Genomic DNA, 16125 nt, shown 5'->3' with positions numbered 1-16125 from the left:
CCAAAAGGGGCTGGCCGAAAAGGTATCTGCCTTCAAGATCGGCACAACCGATCGTGCGGCAGAAGCAGTCAGCACGTATAGAGAGCAACGAAAGAGGGTGTCCCGATCCGTTTGGGACACCCTCTTTTTGCGCGCGATGAACAGTTTCATTTGGACAGCTCGATCAGCAAATCCCCCGCTTGAATGGCGTCGCCGCTTTTGACGTAAATGTCTTTGACAACGCCGGCAAACGGCGCCTGCACCGTCGTTTCCATCTTCATCGCTTCCGTGACCATTAAATGGTCGCCTTTATCCACTTTTTCACCTTTTTCCACGAGCACCTTCACGACCGTGCCCGGCATGGTGGCGGCGATGTGGTTCGGATTCGTCCGATCGGCCTTGATGCGCTCAGCGACGGCCGCCTTGATGCTTTCATCGCGGATGATGACTTCGCGCGGCTGGCCGTTCAGCTCAAAGTAAACGACGCGCGTCCCGTCCGCCTGCGGCTGGCCGATCGACACGAGCTTGACGATGAGCGTTTTGCCGCGCTCGATCTCCACTTCGATCTCTTCGCCAAGGCGCATGCCATACAGGAACGTTGGCGTATCGAGCACCGAAATGTCGCCGTATTTTTCCACCGTTTCGGCATATTCCAAAAACACTTTCGGATACAGCGCGTAGGCGATGGCGTCAAAGTCGGTCACTTCGCGGCCGAGTTTGTCGTACAGCTCCCGCTTGATTTGCTCGAAATCCACCGGCTCGAGCAGCTCGCCCGGACGAACGGTGATCGGCTCCCGCCCTTTCAAAATAATGCGCTGCAGCTCTTTCGGGAATCCGCCGTGCGGCTGGCCTAAATAGCCTTCGAAAAACTCGACGACCGAGTCCGGGAAATTGAGCGTTTCGCCGCGTTCAAAAATGTCTTGCTCCGTCAAGTTGTTTTGCACCATGTAAAGCGCCATGTCGCCGACGACTTTCGATGACGGCGTCACTTTGACGATATCGCCGAACAAGTCGTTGACGCGGCGGTACATTTCTTTCACTTCATCCCAGCGATCGCCGAGGCCGACCGCTTTTGCCTGCTGCTGCAAGTTGCTGTACTGGCCGCCTGGCATCTCATGCATGTATACTTCCGTATGTGGGGCGTTCATGCCGCTTTCAAACTCTTGGTAAAACTTGCGCACGTCTTCCCAATAGCGGGCCAACTGCTCCAAACCGTAACTATCGACCTCCGGCGCCCGCTCCGTTCCTTCAAGCGCATAGTAGAGCGTATTGGCGCTCGGCTGTGACGTCAAGCCGGCCATCGAGCTGACGGCGACATCGACGATATCGACGCCGGCTTCGATCGCTTTCGCGTACGTATAAATGCCGTTGCCGCTCGTGTCATGCGTATGCAAATGGATCGGAATGTCGACCGTTTCCTTGAGCGCGGAAATGAGCACGTACGCCGCCTGCGGCTTCAAGAGCCCGGCCATATCTTTAATGCCTAACATGTGCGCGCCGGCTTGCTCGAGCTCTTTCGCCAGCGCTTTGTAATACTCCAAATTGTACTTCGGCCGGTTCGGGTCCAAAATATCGCCCGTATAGCAAATCGTCGCCTCGGCGATTTTGCCGCTTTGCCGGACGGCATCGATCGCCACCGTCATGCCTTTCACCCAGTTTAAGCTGTCGAAAATGCGGAACACATCGATGCCGGCCTGCGCCGATTTTTCCACAAACTCGCGGATGACGTTGTCCGGATAGTTTTTATACCCGACGGCGTTGGCCGAGCGGAGCAGCATTTGGAACAGCACGTTCGGGATGCGCTCGCGCAGCTTGAGCAGCCGATCCCACGGATCTTCTTTCAAAAAGCGATACGCCACGTCAAACGTCGCCCCGCCCCACATTTCAAGCGAGAATAAGTGGGGCAGCAAACGCGCCGTCGGCTCGGCGATCCGCAACAAGTCGATCGTGCGGACGCGCGTCGCGAGCAGCGACTGATGCGCATCGCGGAACGTCGTATCGGTGAGCAATACGCGCGGCTGCTCTTGAATCCAGCGAACAAGCCCTTCAGGTCCGCGCTCATCCAAAATTTGCTTCGTCCCGGCTGGGATCGGCTCCGTTTGGCTCACCTTCGGCACGCGCGGCTTGTCAAACACCGGCTTTTTCTTTTTGCCGATGCCCGGGAAGCCGTTGACCGTCACCGTGCCGATGTACGTCAGCATTTTCGTCCCGCGGTCTTTTCGGCGCGGGAATACAAACAATTCCGGCGTCGTATCGATAAATGACGTATCGTATTCCCCGGACAAAAACTTCGGATGCTGCACGACGTTTTCCAAAAACGGAATGTTCGTTTTAATGCCGCGAATGCGGAATTCGCGCAAGTTGCGCAGCATTTTTCTTGCCGCCTGCTCAAACGTCAACGCCCATGTCGACACTTTGACGAGCAGCGAATCGTAATACGGCGTAATGACCGCCCCTTGGAAGCCGTTGCCGGCGTCCAAGCGCACGCCGAAGCCCCCGCCGGAACGATACGCCATAATTTTTCCCGTATCCGGCATAAAGTTGTTGAGCGGATCTTCGGTCGTTACCCGCGATTGAATGGCATAGCCGTTGACGCGGATCTCTTCCTGCTTTGGAATGCCGACTTCCGGGCTGTGGAGCGAAAAGCCGTCGGCAATTAAAAGTTGTGACTGTACGATGTCAATCCCGGTGATCATTTCGGTGATCGTATGCTCAACTTGAATGCGCGGATTGACTTCGATGAAATAAAATTCATCGCCGGAGACGAGAAACTCGACCGTGCCGGCGTTGACGTAGCCGACGCTTCTCATCAGCTGCACCGCCGCCTCGCAAATGCGCTCGCGCAGCTCGTCCGACAACGAGACGCTCGGCGCGACCTCAACGACTTTTTGATGGCGGCGCTGCACCGAGCAGTCGCGTTCATAAAGATGGACGATGTTTCCTTCGTGGTCGCCCAAAATTTGCACTTCAATGTGCTTCGGCTTTTCGATCAGCTTTTCAACGTAGACGTCATCGCTGCCAAACGCTGCTCTCGCCTCTGATTTGGCGCGCTCGAACGCTTCCTTCAACTCCGCCTTCGAGCGAACGATGCGCATGCCGCGCCCGCCGCCGCCAAGCGCCGCTTTAATGATGATCGGGTATCCGTGCGTCTCGGCAAAGCGAACGACATCCTCAAGGCTGCCGACCGGTCCGTCGCTGCCCGGGATGACGGGAATGCCCGCCTTCATGGCGGCATGGCGCGCCTTCACTTTATCGCCGAACATATCCAAATGTTCTTCGTTCGGACCGATGAAAATGAGCCCTTCCTCGCGGCATCGTTTGGCAAATTGAATGTTTTCCGACAAAAACCCGTATCCCGGGTGGATGGCGTCGACATCGTGAGCTTTGGCGATCTCGATGATGCCTTCGATGTCCAAGTACGCTTCGATCGGCTTTTTCCCCTCGCCGACCAAATACGCTTCATCCGCTTTGTAGCGATGATACGATCCCGCGTCTTCTTTCGAATAAATCGCCACCGTGCGAATATCGAGCTCCGTGCAAGCGCGAAACACGCGAATGGCGATCTCACCGCGGTTGGCCACCAGCACTTTGCGAATTCGTCTCGTTCTCATTTTGCCCCTCCTCTCCTTTATTTAATAAAAGTATAAAAGTTTTGCCGATTTGTAAATACACTTTCTAAAAAGTCAGACCTCTTTTCTGCTCGCTGTGAACCGTCCGTTCGTTGTTTCGGTATCGTTGTTCATAGTTGACAAACATTGAAATATTGACAAGCAAGCCAAGCGAGGCCATCGTGAGAACGAGCGATGTCCCACCGTAACTGACGAGCGGCAGCGGCACGCCGGTGATCGGGATGAGCCCGGTGACCCCGCCGATGTTAATGAACGTTTGAAAGCCGATCATGACCGAGATGCCAATGGCTAATAAACTTCCGAACGCATCGCTCGAACGGCGGGCGATCCAAAGTCCGCGCAGCACGATAAACGCCAATAATCCGAGCGTAAACGTGACGCCAATCAACCCGAGCTCCTCGGCCACCACCGCCATGATGAAGTCGGTGTGCGCTTCCGGCAAATAGCCGTATTTTTGCACCCCTTCGCCCAGCCCGACCCCTTTCAGACCGCCGAGCCCGATCGCCACGTATGAACTGATGAGCTGATAGCCGTCCGTCTCCGCGTACTGAAACGGATCTAAATAGCTATATAGCCGCGCCATCCGCTCAGGAGAAAAAATTTTTTTGCCGACGGCCGGCAGCCAAAACGGCGAAACGGCGAAAGCGAGCAAAGAAAAAAACAGCATTTGCTTCAGCAGCAGACCGAGGCGCAATCCTGAGGAAACGATAACGCACAAGGCGATGACGAACACGATCGCCGCCGTACCGAAGTCAGGCTGTATGGCGATCAGAAAACAGATCAACAGCGTATAGTAAATGGGAAATAAGTTGCTTTTCACTGGTTCAGCCAACCGTTTCCGCTTGTTGGCAAACGCGGCCGACAAATACAAAATCAAGCCAAGCTTTGCCAGTTCAGCTGGCTGGAAAGACATCCCGCCGATGCGAAACCAGCTTGTCGCATTGTTTGACGTGTGGCCAAAAATCGCAACGGCGACAAGCAGCAGCGGGGAAGCAAAAAACACCAATTTCACCAGCCGGTCGTTCCGCCACACTTTGTACGGAATCATCATCATGACCGCAAAAGCAGCCAAACCGACGATCACCCACAGTTTTTGCCGCTCATAAAAGTAATCGCTCGACACTCCAAAAATGGTGACCGCTGTCACCATGCTTGCGCTATACACCATGATCAGCCCGAACAGCGAAAGCATCACGACGGCGGCAATGAGCGGATAGTCATAGCACTTGATGATTTTTTTCCATAATCGCTGTTCCATTTTCCCTCTTCCTCGCAAACGAGTATGTACATAAATCATTCGCAGCAGCATGGCATTTTCCTGCCGAAAAACAGAAAAACTCAAACGATGGACGCGCCAACCGTTTGAGTGGTCATGTATCCTTATCGCACGCGCTTTTTCGCTACCGCCTCATGCAAGGCGGAAAGTTCCCGCTCCAACCGATCAAGAAGCGCCTTTCCGTCCTTCGCCTCCACCAGCCCAAGGCGCACCGCAAAATCGATTTCCCGCGACAAACCGAACATTTGCGTATCAAGCACTTCTTCATAGACGGGACATTGCGGCATCGTCAAATGGTCCATTTGCACGCGGATGAGCTGGATAATTTTTTCTGCATCTGCCTGCAAAAGCGCGTACGCTTTTTCACGATGGCTCATCGCTTCGTTCGTCACATCCATCCCTCCGTTCTCTCCCCTATCCTTCTTTAAATCTTAACGTGAAACAAGCCATTTTGCAAGTTGAAACCGTTGACAGCGATTTCGCTTCGAACATGACAAACGCTCGGTTTTATTTTATGATAAGAAACAGTCGGGACATGCAGAGGAGAGGATGCTTGATGAGTGAGATTATCGTGCTGACAGGAAACGTGCGCTTTACGATCACGCTCGACCCGGGCGTTTGGATTTTCGACGACCGGAAAATTGACTTGGACACGTATTTTTCAGAGCCAAAGCCAAAGGTCGATCAAGCGGAGCAGGACGAAGAGGAAATCAAAAAGCTGTCCGCGTTTTGGGATCGGGAAATTCAGGAGGGCGCCGTCTTTCCTCCGACGTTGAAAACGGAGCGGCGCTTTTTGAAAGAGAAAATCGTCACCGGTTCGTTCGGCATGCCGTTCGCTCCGTTTTTGCGCAACGCCGAGCCGCATGAGGACGCGTCGGAGTTAGTCATCATAACGGAAACCGAGGAGATCGCGATCCCGCTGGAACAGGCGTACGAGTTGATTTTTGCGTTTTCGCAAAACGGGAAGCCGCTGCGCGATGACGGGCCGGTGCACATTTATTTCGGAGACGGCTCCAACCGCCAAGCGCCCATCACCCACGTGCGTCGGCTTGTCGTCCGTTGACGGGAACAGCGGCTGTCAAGGGGCGCCGCCGCGGCCGTCTGCGGTCGGCGCTCCCTACGCCGCTAGGAGACTGGTGATTTGATCGCAGATACGGCTTTGCGATGTCATTTTTTGAAAAAAACCTTGTTGCATCGATCTTTCACTCATTCTTCCATATGATGAACAGAATCAGCGGTTTTTCACCAACCTTCTACAGCAAATCAGCGGCCAGCTGGGCGAGCGCTGAGCGCTCTCCTTTGATGAGGCGGATATGGCCGGCGATTTTTTGATCTTTAAACGTTTCGACGACGTACGTCAACCCGTTATTATATTCATCCAAATATGGATGGTCGATCTGTTCCGGATCGCCCATTAAAATGATTTTGCTTTTCTCGCCAACCCGTGTCAAAATCGTCTTCACTTCATGCTTCGTTAAATTTTGCGCTTCATCGATGATAATAAACTGCTCGGGCAGGCTCCGGCCGCGAATATAGGTGAGGGCTTCCACCTCGATCGAGCTCATGCCGGCCAAAATCGCGTCCAGTTCCCCCGGCTTTTTCGTGTTAAACAAATATTCGAGATTGTCAAAAATTGGCTGCATCCACGGGCGCAGCTTTTCTTCCTTTTCCCCTGGCAGGAAGCCGAGATCTTTCCCCATCGGCACAATCGGCCGGGCGACGAGCAATTTTTTGTACGTGCGCAAATCTTCGGTTTGCATCAATCCAGCCGCAAGAGCAAGCAACGTTTTTCCCGTCCCCGCTTTGCCGATTAATGTCACCAACGGAATGTCATCGCGCATGAGCAGCTCGAACGCCATCGTCTGCTGCACATTGCGAGGCCTAATTCCCCATACGTGCTCGTTTTGAAACACGAGTTTTTTCACCTTTTTTCCGTTTGGGTCGACGATGCCAAGCGCCGATGCCGAACTGCCAAACGCATCTTTCATGATGATGAACTGGTGCGGATAAAACGGGTGGTCGGCGAGGTCGGCGAGCACAAGCTCCCCTTTCTCGTAAAACCGCTGCAAGTGATCCTTTCCTATGTACAGCTCCAAAAAGCCGGTGTAAATGTGATCGACATCAACGACGCGGTCGCTCAAAAAGTCTTCCGCCTGCAGCCCGATCGCATCAGCCTTGACGCGCACGAGCGCATCTTTGCTTACCAAAATGACGGAGCGCCCGTCTTCTTTCGCCTGCTCTTCCAGCGATAAATTTTTCGCCACCGCCAAGATGCGGTTGTCGTTTGTTTTTTCAACAAAAATTTCCTGTAACTGTTGAAACGAGCGATGGTTCAATTCGATACGCAGCGCTCCTCCATTTTCCAGCGGAATTTTTTCGTGCAGCTTCCCGTTTTCGCGCAGGCGATCGATCAGCTTTGACACTTGGCGAGCATTTCTGCCGATCTCATCCATGTACCGTTTTTTCGAATCGACTTCCTCTAAGACGACGGCGGGAATGACGACCTCATTATCCTCAAACGCGAAAATCGAATACGGGTCTTGCAAAAGGACGTTTGTATCCAGCACATAAATTTTCTTTCCCAAATTTCTTTTCCCCCTATATCCGTTTTTCACCTTCGGCGCCGGATGGGAATAGCTGTAGTATAACATTATGAACAAATGTATAAGGATAGAAGGACATTTGCAAACTAAAGAAAAAAAGTCGAGGTGGCAAAAGATGAAGCGAAACGGATGGCTGCTCATGTTGGTGGGCTGTTTGCTTTTAGGCGCCTGCAACGGAGGAAACGACAAGGCAGCGGACGATTCTAGGCTGGTGCGCGTGAAAAATACAGTGGACGAGCGGGTGGAAACGAAATCGGGACAAGCGATCGCTCGCCGGCTTGCAGAAATCGCCAACCGCGTTCCGAATGTCCATGACGCTGCCGCGCTCGTCGTCGGCAAATACGCCATTGTCGGCATCGATGTCGGCGCCAATGTCGATGCCTCGCGCGTCGGTACGATCAAATACTCGGTTGCCGAGGCGCTGCAAAAAGACCCGTACGGTGCCAACGCCATCATTGTCGCCGATCCGGACCTTTACACCCGCGTGCGCAACATCGGCCGGCAAATCGACGATGGCCGTCCGGTGCAAGCGTTCATGAACGAAATCGCCGACATTGTCGGACGGGTGATGCCGGAAGTGCCGAGCGACTTGTTTGAAACGACGCCAACGCCAACCGAAGAAAACGATGGACAGCTGAACGAACGGCAGGAGCGGCAGCTCAATGAACAGCAAAACAAGCAATCGAACCAATATTTAAATCGCTAACCGATTCCGGTGCGGTTATGGTATAATGGAACGGGAAATCAGCCCTTTCCTGAGGTGAACGATGAGAGTCAAATGCGTGCTTTGCGATCAAATCGAGACGATTGACGATGAATCGCCGCTCGCCAAACGGCTGCGCAACCGTCCGATCCATACGTACATGTGTCACAAATGCCATGACCGCATCAGTGAAAAAACGAAGCGGCGGCTTTCGACAGGAAAATTTCGTTTTTACCGCGGCCACCGGGCGGGGGACGACTGGTAACCAGACTACCAACACGGCGCTGAAAGCATTCGCTTTTCAGCGCCGCGTTGTTACCATCCGTATTTTTCCGGCTCGGCCTCCATTTGCCTCCACATTGCTTCCGCCAGCTCAATCGAAAACCGGGCGACACGTTTCTCCCCGCCGCGCTCGTATTCGACAATATAGTGCCCGCTTTGTTCATCTTTGCCGGCCGCGACCGCGGTGACGCCAAAATCGCTCGCAAGCAGCGAGCGGAAAAAGGAAGCGGTTTCGCGCGCCGCGGCATCGTGCGGACGAGCGGTGGAGACAATATGGATGGTCAGCCAATGGCCAAGAACATCTTCCACGGATCTCACCCGTCTTCTCCCTCTTTCGCCTGCCTCAGCCGAATTTTATATATGATTAATACGAGTGCGGCGACAGCCAATCCTTCCGCCACCGGCAAAAAAACAGCAAAAAAAGTTAAAATCGTGCAGCCGAGCGCCAGCAATCCATAGATGATGACGTTTTTCAACAGCGGCAGGCGACGGGCAAACCCGAGCCGATACACCAACGCCGCGAGCAACAGTACGGTGATATAAAGCAACCACATGCCCCGCTCGGGATGATCATGCACATCATACAGCGAGGCAAAAAAGCTCAACCGTTCGAGCACATTCATTCGCTTCCCCCCATTTCATCCAGGGTATTGTCAAAAGTTTATCCTCCACACTCACGGTTTTCCCTTGAGTTTCAACGGTTGAACGAAAAAAAGCTTGCCACCCCCATTGTTTTCGGCCATCATTGAGGTAACGACACCCAACAGCCAAAACAAAGGAGTGACAAGCTTTGTTACCTCAATTATTAGCCTATTTGCTCGAAATTATCAAGACCCAATATCAAATCATTGTGTATTTAATGGGTGTGATATTGGGGAAATCCTTGCATCTCGAGGACTGGGACGAACCCATCCAAAAGCCGTACCGGAAACTTCAGGTCGATGACCTTCCGATCATCGATGTGCCGGAAACCCTTGATTACCGGAAGCTGTTGGCAGACTATGAAGCCCAGCACAGACGTCCTTTACGGCCCATCCAGCGCCGCGCGAATGCGAAACACCGTGTGCCGGATTCGTTGACCTGCCCTCGCTGCCAGGCTCCCTCTTCTTACCTGTACGCCAATAACGGCGGAAAAGGGCAATACCAATGCAAAGTGTGCCAATGCCGGTTCAACCACCGAAATCGGTTCACCAAGCAAGCGGTCTTTCGTTGTCCGCACTGCAAAAAGACGTTGGAAAAAATCAAGGAGCGCAAGGAATACAACATCTATAAGTGCAAGAACAACGATTGCCCGTTTTACCAGGCCAACCTTCGCCGGATGACGAAGAAAGAGCGCCAACAGTTTCAACAGAATCCTCAAGCCTTCAAGGTGCGGTATTTGTTTCGGGAGTTCTTGTTTGACTTTCTCCCGTTGGCTTCCTCGTCGCTCATCAAGCCGAAGGTCGATTTGTCCCGGCTGGCTGCGTCGCCGCACGTGTTGGGGCTCGTGTTGACGTACTACGTCAACTTTGGGATGTCCTCGAGGGAAACCGCCGCCGCCCTGAAGGACATCCATGGCGTCTCGATCTCTCATCAGACGGTGCTCAACTACGCCAACAGCGTCGCGCTTTGGATCAAGCCCTTTGTCGACCGATTTCCGTATGAGCTGTCCGGTTCGTTCTGTGGGGACGAGACATATATTCGTGTGAAGGGCCGTTGGCATTACCTATTCTTTATGTTCGACGCGGTGAAAAAGATCGTGCTGTCCTATCGCGTCTCGCCCAACCGGGACACGCTCTCGGCCATCAAGGCGATCAATGATGTCCTCAGGAAGCTGCCGTCCCTTCCAGACGACTTGTCGTTCGTCGTGGATGGCAACCCGATTTACCTGTTGGCGCAACACTTCTTTGCCCAGCACGGGATTTCGTTTGACGTCCGCCAGGTAATCGGCCTGACCAACGAAGATCCGGTCTCGGAAGAATTTCGCCCTCTCAAGCAGATCATCGAGCGATTCAACCGGACCTTTAAAGGCAACTACCGCCCGACCCATGGGTTTGGCGCCGAGGAAGGCTCGGTGTCCTTTGTGACGCTGTTTGTGGCGTATTTTAACTTTCTGCGCCCGCATAGCGCGCTCGAAGGCCGGGTGCCGGTCGTCATCCCGGAGCTCGCCGAGCTGCCGCATATGCCGGCCCGGTGGACGAAGCTGATCGCCATGGCTCAGGACTTCCTTCAAAACGAGGCAGCCTAACTTTTTTGTCCTCCAGAGCCCGTTGAACAGAACTCCTGCCGGATTCGGCGAAGCGAACCCTTGACCAACCGAACACCGCCAAAGGTAAAATTCGGTAAAGGCAAGGGCGGCTTTCCTATTGCCTTCTTTTTTGTCCCCGTCGCCCTTGACGACTCTTCCGCACCTTTGGCGGGTGTTGGTCAAGGGCGAATCCGGCTCTCTGCATGCCCCACGATGCTCAATGGGATGGTCTGTGTGGAGTTTTCATAGAACTTTTGACGCTACCTCATCCAGATGATCCGCTCCGCTCAAAGACGCGCAGGCGCCAAGCGGCGCCCGGCTTCCCTCTTTTTTGGCAGAACAAGGAACGATGTCGGCTATTTCGCCTGTTCGGCCGCTTTTTTCTTCTTCTCCGCCTTTTCGCGCTCGCTCTTGCTTAAGATTTTTTTGCGCAAGCGAATCGAAGCGGGCGTCACCTCGCAATACTCATCGTCACTCAAATATTCGAGCGCCTCTTCAAGCGTCAACAGACGCGGTTTTTTCATCGTCACCGTCTGCTCTTTCGTCGAAGAACGCACATTCGTGACATGTTTTTCCCGACAAATGTTGACGACGAGGTCGTTTTCGCGATTATGCTCGCCAACGATCATTCCTTCATACACTTCTGTGCCCGGTTCAACGAAAATCGTCCCGCGGTCTTCCAGCTGCATGATGCTGTAGGCCGTCGCTTTTCCCGTTTCCATTGAAACGAGCACGCCTTGACGGCGGCCGCCAATCGCACCAGGGTGCAGCGGGGCATAATGATCGAACGAATGGTTCAAAATGCCGTAGCCGCGCGTCAATGACAAAAACTCGCTCCGATAACCGATCAATCCGCGCGATGGCACATGAAACACAAGACGCACTTGTCCGTTGTCGCCGTGCACCATGTCGACGAGCTCGCCTTTGCGGCTGCCGAGCGATTCCATAATCGCCCCCGTATATTCTTCCGGAATATCAATGACGACTCGCTCGATCGGTTCACAGCGAACGCCATCGATGTCTTTGACAATCACTTCCGGCTTCGACACTTGCAATTCATACCCTTCGCGGCGCATGCTTTCAATCAAAATCGCCAAATGAAGCTCGCCGCGCCCCGAAACGATCCACGCATCCGGCGACTCGGTCGGCTCCACGCGCAGGCTGACGTCGGTTTCGAGCTGTGTGCGCAGCCGCTCCTCGAGCTTTCTCGCCGTCACGTATTTGCCTTCACGGCCAGCGAACGGGCTGTTGTTGACAAGAAACGTCATTTTCAATGTCGGTTCATCAATGTGCAGCGGCGGCAGCGGCTCTTGGTGATCCGGAGGGCACACCGTTTCGCCGACGTTAATGTCTTCCATGCCAGCGATCGCAACGATGTCACCGGCCTGCGCTTGTTCGATTTCGATTCGTTTCAAACCGATGAACCCGAACAGTTTCGTGACGCGGAACAGCTTCACGGACCCGTCGCGCTTGATGAGCGCCACTTGCTGGCCGGTTTTCATCGCGCCGCGAAACACGCGGCCGATCCCGATGCGCCCGACGTATTCATTGTAATCAAGCAGCGCCACTTGAAACTGCAACGGCTCCTCGCGGTTATCGACCGGCGCCGGAATATGATCGATGATCGTTTCAAACAGGGCGGTCATATCGCCGTCTTGCCGCTCCGGATCAAGGCTTGATGTCCCGCGCAGCGCCGATGTATACACAACCGGAAAGTCGAGCTGCTCTTCGGTGGCGCCCAGTTCGATCAACAAATCGATGACTTCATCGACAACTTCCGTCGGGCGGGCAAACTCGCGGTCGATTTTATTGACGACGACGATAGGCACAAGCTGCTGCTCCAACGCCTTTTTCAAGACGAACCGCGTTTGCGGCATGCAGCCTTCATAGGCGTCGACAACGAGCAGCACCCCGTCGACAAGGCGCATAATCCGCTCTACCTCTCCGCCGAAATCGGCGTGCCCGGGCGTATCCAAAATGTTGATGCGCGTTCCTTTATACAAAACGGCCGTATTTTTCGCTAAAATCGTAATGCCGCGCTCCCGCTCCAAATCGTTGCGGTCCAACACCCGCTCGGCGACTTGCTCGTTCTCGCGGAACGTTCCTGACTGCCGAAGCAGTTGGTCGACAAGCGTGGTTTTTCCGTGGTCGACATGGGCGATAATCGCGATATTGCGGATATCCATTCGTCTGTTTGTCAATGTCGGTCACTCCTGTTTGGCAAACTGCTTGTCTATTATATCACAACGATAGAAAATCAGCATATTTTCCGGTAAACTAAAAAAGACGCGTCAATGCACGAGGCTGAAACGGCCGCTGAACGCCGGCCTGCTTGGGCCGCTTGCGGTTCGGCTGAAAGAGGACGGAGCGAAAGGAGGAAGGGGGATTCTAGGCGGTTGCTTCCGCTGCTAAGCCGAGGAATCGCCCGCGCGAGATGAAACGAATCGAGCTTGTGCCGCTGCTGCTTTCGATTGTCGCGGTGGCCGCCTTGATGGCGGTCGGCGTCTCCATTGCCGAGCAAAGCGCCATCGGCATCGCCGCTTCTACACTGATCTTTATCGCTGTCATGGGCGTTGGGTTCGCCCATAAAAAACGAACGCGCCGCTGAACGAGGAGGGTGTCCCAAAGGGGTGGGGCACCCTCACTCATCATAATATAGACACTAACCGTCCCTCTCCACACGATATGCTATGTCTTTCTTGAGGGGAGATCGCCTTTTGAGTCAGCCCCTCTTTCGTTGCATTATACGTTCTGACTGTTTCTGCCGCACGATACGTTGTGCCAATCTTGTTCGATGATGGCCACCGGCGTATTCGCCGGCTTTCCGGCCGCCAGCAGCCGGCCGCAAATATCCGGCAAAAAAGCAGACAACCTTTTAGGTCAATGAGCGCCACCATGGCGGCTGTCAACGCGAAAGATAGCGCCGCAAAATCTCTTCGTGCACTCCCGGTTTGGCGGCGAGCACTGAATTAGGGCCGAGCAAATCAAGCGGCGCGCCGTTCAAGTTTGTCACAACTCCGCCCGCTTCCTCAATCAAAATCATCCCGCCGGCGAAGTCCCACGGCGACAACCGCGGCGAAAGATAGGCGTCCAAACGCCCGGCGGCGACATACGCGAGCTCGAGAGCCGCCGACCCGTATGAGCGCGTGCCGCGCGCCTCTTTCGCCAGCCGCACAAGCGGGCGATGGTCAAGGCGGCGATTTTCCATCAGCCATGTCGCATTGACAGCGATGACCGATTCCGCGATCGGCACCGGCCGCAGGCGGCTAAGCGGCGCGCCGTTCAGCCACACCCCTTGTCCCTTTCGCGCCCAATACAATTCGTCAGCGACGACGTCATACACATAGCCGAGCTGGCCGACGCCGTCGGCAAAAACGCCAATCGAAACGGCGAAATGACGCTGTTGATGGACAAAGTTCATCGTGCCGTCAATCGGGTCGATGATCCAAACGATTCCATCAAGCGCCTCGAGCGGATCGCCAAAGCCTTCTTCGCCCAACAGATGATGGTCCGGAAACCGGCGCCGGATTTGCGCGGCGAAAAACTGCTCAATGCCGCGGTCAACGTTGGTCACCAAATCGTTTGCATTCGCTTTCGTCTCGATCGTCAGCTTTTCGGCAAACGAGGCGCGGATGCGCTCCCCCGCTTCGCGAATCCATTGCTGGGCCCATTGGTCGATTTCATCCCATTTTGCTGTCATGTCCATTCCTCCTCGCTTTCGTATGTACATCACCGCTGTCAAGAAAAAAACGAACCGCATGGTTCGCCTTGAATGATGATCATACTTGAAGGCGCATCAGTTCTTGGCGCAGTTTTTCCAGCCGCCGTTTGCATTCTTTTTTCTTTTCCTCATCATTTTCCATCATGGCTTCGTACAGCGTCGCAAGTTCGTAATCGAGCTCGAGCCGCAGCACCGCCATGCGTTTATCCCCGTCTGGGCGTTTCAGCGAATTGGCGGTTTTTTTCATGTTCATCCGCACCCCTTTCCCTGTCATCCGCGAAACCTCCGGCGCCCTTTGCCTGCTTCGTTTTGTTTTATATTATATTATGTGGAAAAAGAGGTGTATGCAACTAATTTGTGTGTTTACCTACCGCGCTGCGGCCCGTTCGGGGCGGGGTGAATCCAATCGCCGTCTTTCGCCTCTTTCGCCTGCTTCATCACCGCATAGGACGAATAGCCGCTTTCTTGCTCGAATTCGGCGTACAGCCGGTTCTCCTCGCTTTTCGACGGGACGATCTCCTTAAAACGGCGATACCGGCTCATCAGTTCTTCGCGCCGAATTCCCTGTTCATAGGCCGTTTCAATCGCCGTGAAAAATTTGATGACATCGATGATTTCTTGCGTCGACCACTCATAGGAAAACGGATACGAATAGCTCATTCTCCCACCTCCGCTGTTAGTTTGCCCAGCGGCTCCGAATTTGTTCCGCCTCTTCGATCATGCGGGCAAACAATTCAGCGACAGACGGAATGTCGCGAATGAGGCCGATCGCCTGTCCGGCCCAAGCGAACCCTTCATCGACCTTTCCTTCATAAATGAAGCGCCGGTTTGCTTCTCCGCTAATATACTCCTTCAAGTCATCGTACGTGCCGCCTTGACGTTCGATTTCCACGATTTTTTCCGCCCAAGCGTTGGCGAGCACCCGCCCCGGCGCTCCGAGCGATCGCTTAATGATGATCGTATCCTGTTCTGTCGCGTTCACAATCATTTCCTTGTAAACTGGATGGGCATGGACGCATTCTTTCGTGGCGATAAACCGCGTTCCCATTTCGATTCCCTCTGCGCCGAGCGCCAACGCCGCCATCAGCCCGCGGCCATCGGCGATGCCGCCGGAGGCGATGACCGGAATCGAGACCGAATCGACGACTTTCGGGATCAAAACGAACGTGCCGATGTCATGTTTGCCGAGATGCCCGCCCCCTTCTTGACCGACAACCATCACCGCATCCGCCCCGAGCTCTTCCGCTTTTACCGCTTGGCGGACAGCGGCCACCAGAACAAGCTTTTTCACCTTCGTGCCTTTCAATTGCTCAAAAAACGGGGCCGGGTTGCCCCCGGTGACCGAAACGACCGGCACTCCCTCTTCAAGCGCAGCCTCGAGCATATGGGCGAACGGACGGCCGTGCTGGCCGATGGCGAAATTGACACCAAACGGGCGATCGGTGTTCGCTTTCACCTTGCGAATCTCCTCGCGCAGCCGGTCCGGGCTTTCAAGCGACATGGCCGTGATTTGCCCGAGGCCGCCGGCATTCGAGACAGCGGCGGCCAGATCGGCGTACGCCAAATAAGCGAGCCCGCCTTGAATGATCGGATAGGTGATGCCAAGCAGCTCTGTCACTCTCGTCTTCCACTCCATCAAACCTCATCTCCTTCTTTCATCTCGTCTTTCTACCTATTCTTGACTTCCTCTTCGTTTTCCTGTTTC

General features: G+C 54.3%; 16 protein-coding genes. 5 read left to right on the top strand and 11 right to left on the bottom strand.

The window, feature by feature from the left end; genetic code table 11:
- Window positions 1-146: 146 nt before the first annotated feature.
- From pyc to ACTVIM_RS05240, 3 genes are all read right to left on the bottom strand, one after another.
- Window positions 147-3590 (bottom strand): pyruvate carboxylase, encoded by a 3444-nt coding sequence (gene pyc / locus ACTVIM_RS05250; protein WP_445613894.1) that lies wholly within the window; start codon window positions 3588-3590, stop codon window positions 147-149.
- A gap of 64 nt (window positions 3591-3654) precedes the next feature.
- Window positions 3655-4866, bottom strand: a complete 1212-nt coding sequence (gene ftsW, locus ACTVIM_RS05245; protein ID WP_445613893.1) for a putative lipid II flippase FtsW — start codon at window positions 4864-4866, stop codon at window positions 3655-3657.
- 122 nt (window positions 4867-4988) lie between these two features.
- Window positions 4989-5276 carry a YlaN family protein gene (locus ACTVIM_RS05240; RefSeq protein WP_033022310.1) on the bottom strand — a complete coding sequence of 96 codons (288 nt, stop codon included), beginning with the start codon at window positions 5274-5276 and terminating at the stop codon, window positions 4989-4991.
- A 164-nt stretch (window positions 5277-5440) separates the two neighbouring features.
- Here ACTVIM_RS05240 and ACTVIM_RS05235 point away from each other — a divergent pair, with 164 nt between their 5' ends.
- Window positions 5441-5947, top strand: a complete 507-nt coding sequence (locus ACTVIM_RS05235; protein WP_445613892.1) for a peptidyl-prolyl cis-trans isomerase — start codon at window positions 5441-5443, stop codon at window positions 5945-5947.
- A 190-nt stretch (window positions 5948-6137) separates the two neighbouring features.
- Here ACTVIM_RS05235 and ACTVIM_RS05230 read toward each other — a convergent pair whose 3' ends face one another.
- Window positions 6138-7469 (bottom strand): PhoH family protein, encoded by a 1332-nt coding sequence (locus tag ACTVIM_RS05230; protein ID WP_445613891.1) that lies wholly within the window; start codon window positions 7467-7469, stop codon window positions 6138-6140.
- 133 nt (window positions 7470-7602) lie between these two features.
- Between ACTVIM_RS05230 and ACTVIM_RS05225 the strand changes: the two genes are divergently transcribed.
- The gene (locus tag ACTVIM_RS05225; RefSeq protein WP_033022132.1) at window positions 7603-8193 is read left to right on the top strand and encodes a YhcN/YlaJ family sporulation lipoprotein; all 591 of its coding nucleotides are present in this window, start codon (window positions 7603-7605) and stop codon (window positions 8191-8193) included.
- Window positions 8194-8254: 61 nt separating this feature from the next.
- Window positions 8255-8455 carry a YlaI family protein gene (locus ACTVIM_RS05220; RefSeq protein ID WP_033022131.1) on the top strand — a complete coding sequence of 67 codons (201 nt, stop codon included), beginning with the start codon at window positions 8255-8257 and terminating at the stop codon, window positions 8453-8455.
- A 50-nt stretch (window positions 8456-8505) separates the two neighbouring features.
- On the opposite strand, the gene ACTVIM_RS05215 is transcribed toward ACTVIM_RS05220, so the two are convergent.
- Together ACTVIM_RS05215 and ACTVIM_RS05210 are read right to left on the bottom strand one after the other, a co-directional pair.
- The gene (locus ACTVIM_RS05215) at window positions 8506-8790 is read right to left on the bottom strand and encodes a hypothetical protein (protein ID WP_445613890.1); all 285 of its coding nucleotides are present in this window, start codon (window positions 8788-8790) and stop codon (window positions 8506-8508) included.
- On the bottom strand, window positions 8787-9095 hold the full coding sequence (locus ACTVIM_RS05210; RefSeq protein ID WP_033022129.1) for a YlaH-like family protein: 309 nt from the start codon (window positions 9093-9095) through the stop codon (window positions 8787-8789). The genes ACTVIM_RS05215 and ACTVIM_RS05210 overlap by 4 nt, the downstream gene beginning before the upstream one ends.
- Before the next feature lie 167 nt (window positions 9096-9262).
- On the opposite strand from ACTVIM_RS05210, the gene ACTVIM_RS05205 reads away from it, so the two are divergent.
- The gene (locus tag ACTVIM_RS05205; RefSeq protein ID WP_445612449.1) at window positions 9263-10699 is read left to right on the top strand and encodes a DDE-type integrase/transposase/recombinase; all 1437 of its coding nucleotides are present in this window, start codon (window positions 9263-9265) and stop codon (window positions 10697-10699) included.
- A gap of 356 nt (window positions 10700-11055) precedes the next feature.
- Here the strand turns inward: ACTVIM_RS05205 and typA are convergent, their stop codons facing one another.
- Window positions 11056-12885: a translational GTPase TypA gene (gene typA, locus ACTVIM_RS05200; protein ID WP_156102758.1), complete on the bottom strand. Its 1830-nt coding sequence runs from the start codon at window positions 12883-12885 to the stop codon at window positions 11056-11058.
- Window positions 12886-13133: 248 nt separating this feature from the next.
- Here typA and ACTVIM_RS05195 point away from each other — a divergent pair, with 248 nt between their 5' ends.
- Window positions 13134-13307 (top strand): DUF5325 family protein, encoded by a 174-nt coding sequence (locus ACTVIM_RS05195; RefSeq protein ID WP_165570947.1) that lies wholly within the window; start codon window positions 13134-13136, stop codon window positions 13305-13307.
- A gap of 297 nt (window positions 13308-13604) precedes the next feature.
- Here ACTVIM_RS05195 and ACTVIM_RS05190 read toward each other — a convergent pair whose 3' ends face one another.
- The 4 genes from ACTVIM_RS05190 to ACTVIM_RS05175 form a co-directional block, all read right to left on the bottom strand.
- Window positions 13605-14399, bottom strand: a complete 795-nt coding sequence (locus ACTVIM_RS05190) for an inositol monophosphatase family protein (RefSeq protein ID WP_033022125.1) — start codon at window positions 14397-14399, stop codon at window positions 13605-13607.
- 79 nt (window positions 14400-14478) lie between these two features.
- Window positions 14479-14694: a hypothetical protein gene (locus tag ACTVIM_RS05185; RefSeq protein ID WP_172418592.1), complete on the bottom strand. Its 216-nt coding sequence runs from the start codon at window positions 14692-14694 to the stop codon at window positions 14479-14481.
- Between the two features lie 89 nt (window positions 14695-14783).
- The gene (locus tag ACTVIM_RS05180) at window positions 14784-15080 is read right to left on the bottom strand and encodes a UPF0223 family protein (RefSeq protein WP_033022123.1); all 297 of its coding nucleotides are present in this window, start codon (window positions 15078-15080) and stop codon (window positions 14784-14786) included.
- Window positions 15081-15096: 16 nt separating this feature from the next.
- On the bottom strand, window positions 15097-16056 hold the full coding sequence (locus ACTVIM_RS05175) for an NAD(P)H-dependent flavin oxidoreductase (RefSeq protein WP_445613888.1): 960 nt from the start codon (window positions 16054-16056) through the stop codon (window positions 15097-15099).
- Window positions 16057-16125: the final 69 nt, after the last annotated feature.

The sequence above is a fragment of the Geobacillus sp. YF-1 genome (assembly GCF_052692335.1).
This window is presented reverse-complemented; position numbering and strand designations above follow the sequence as displayed.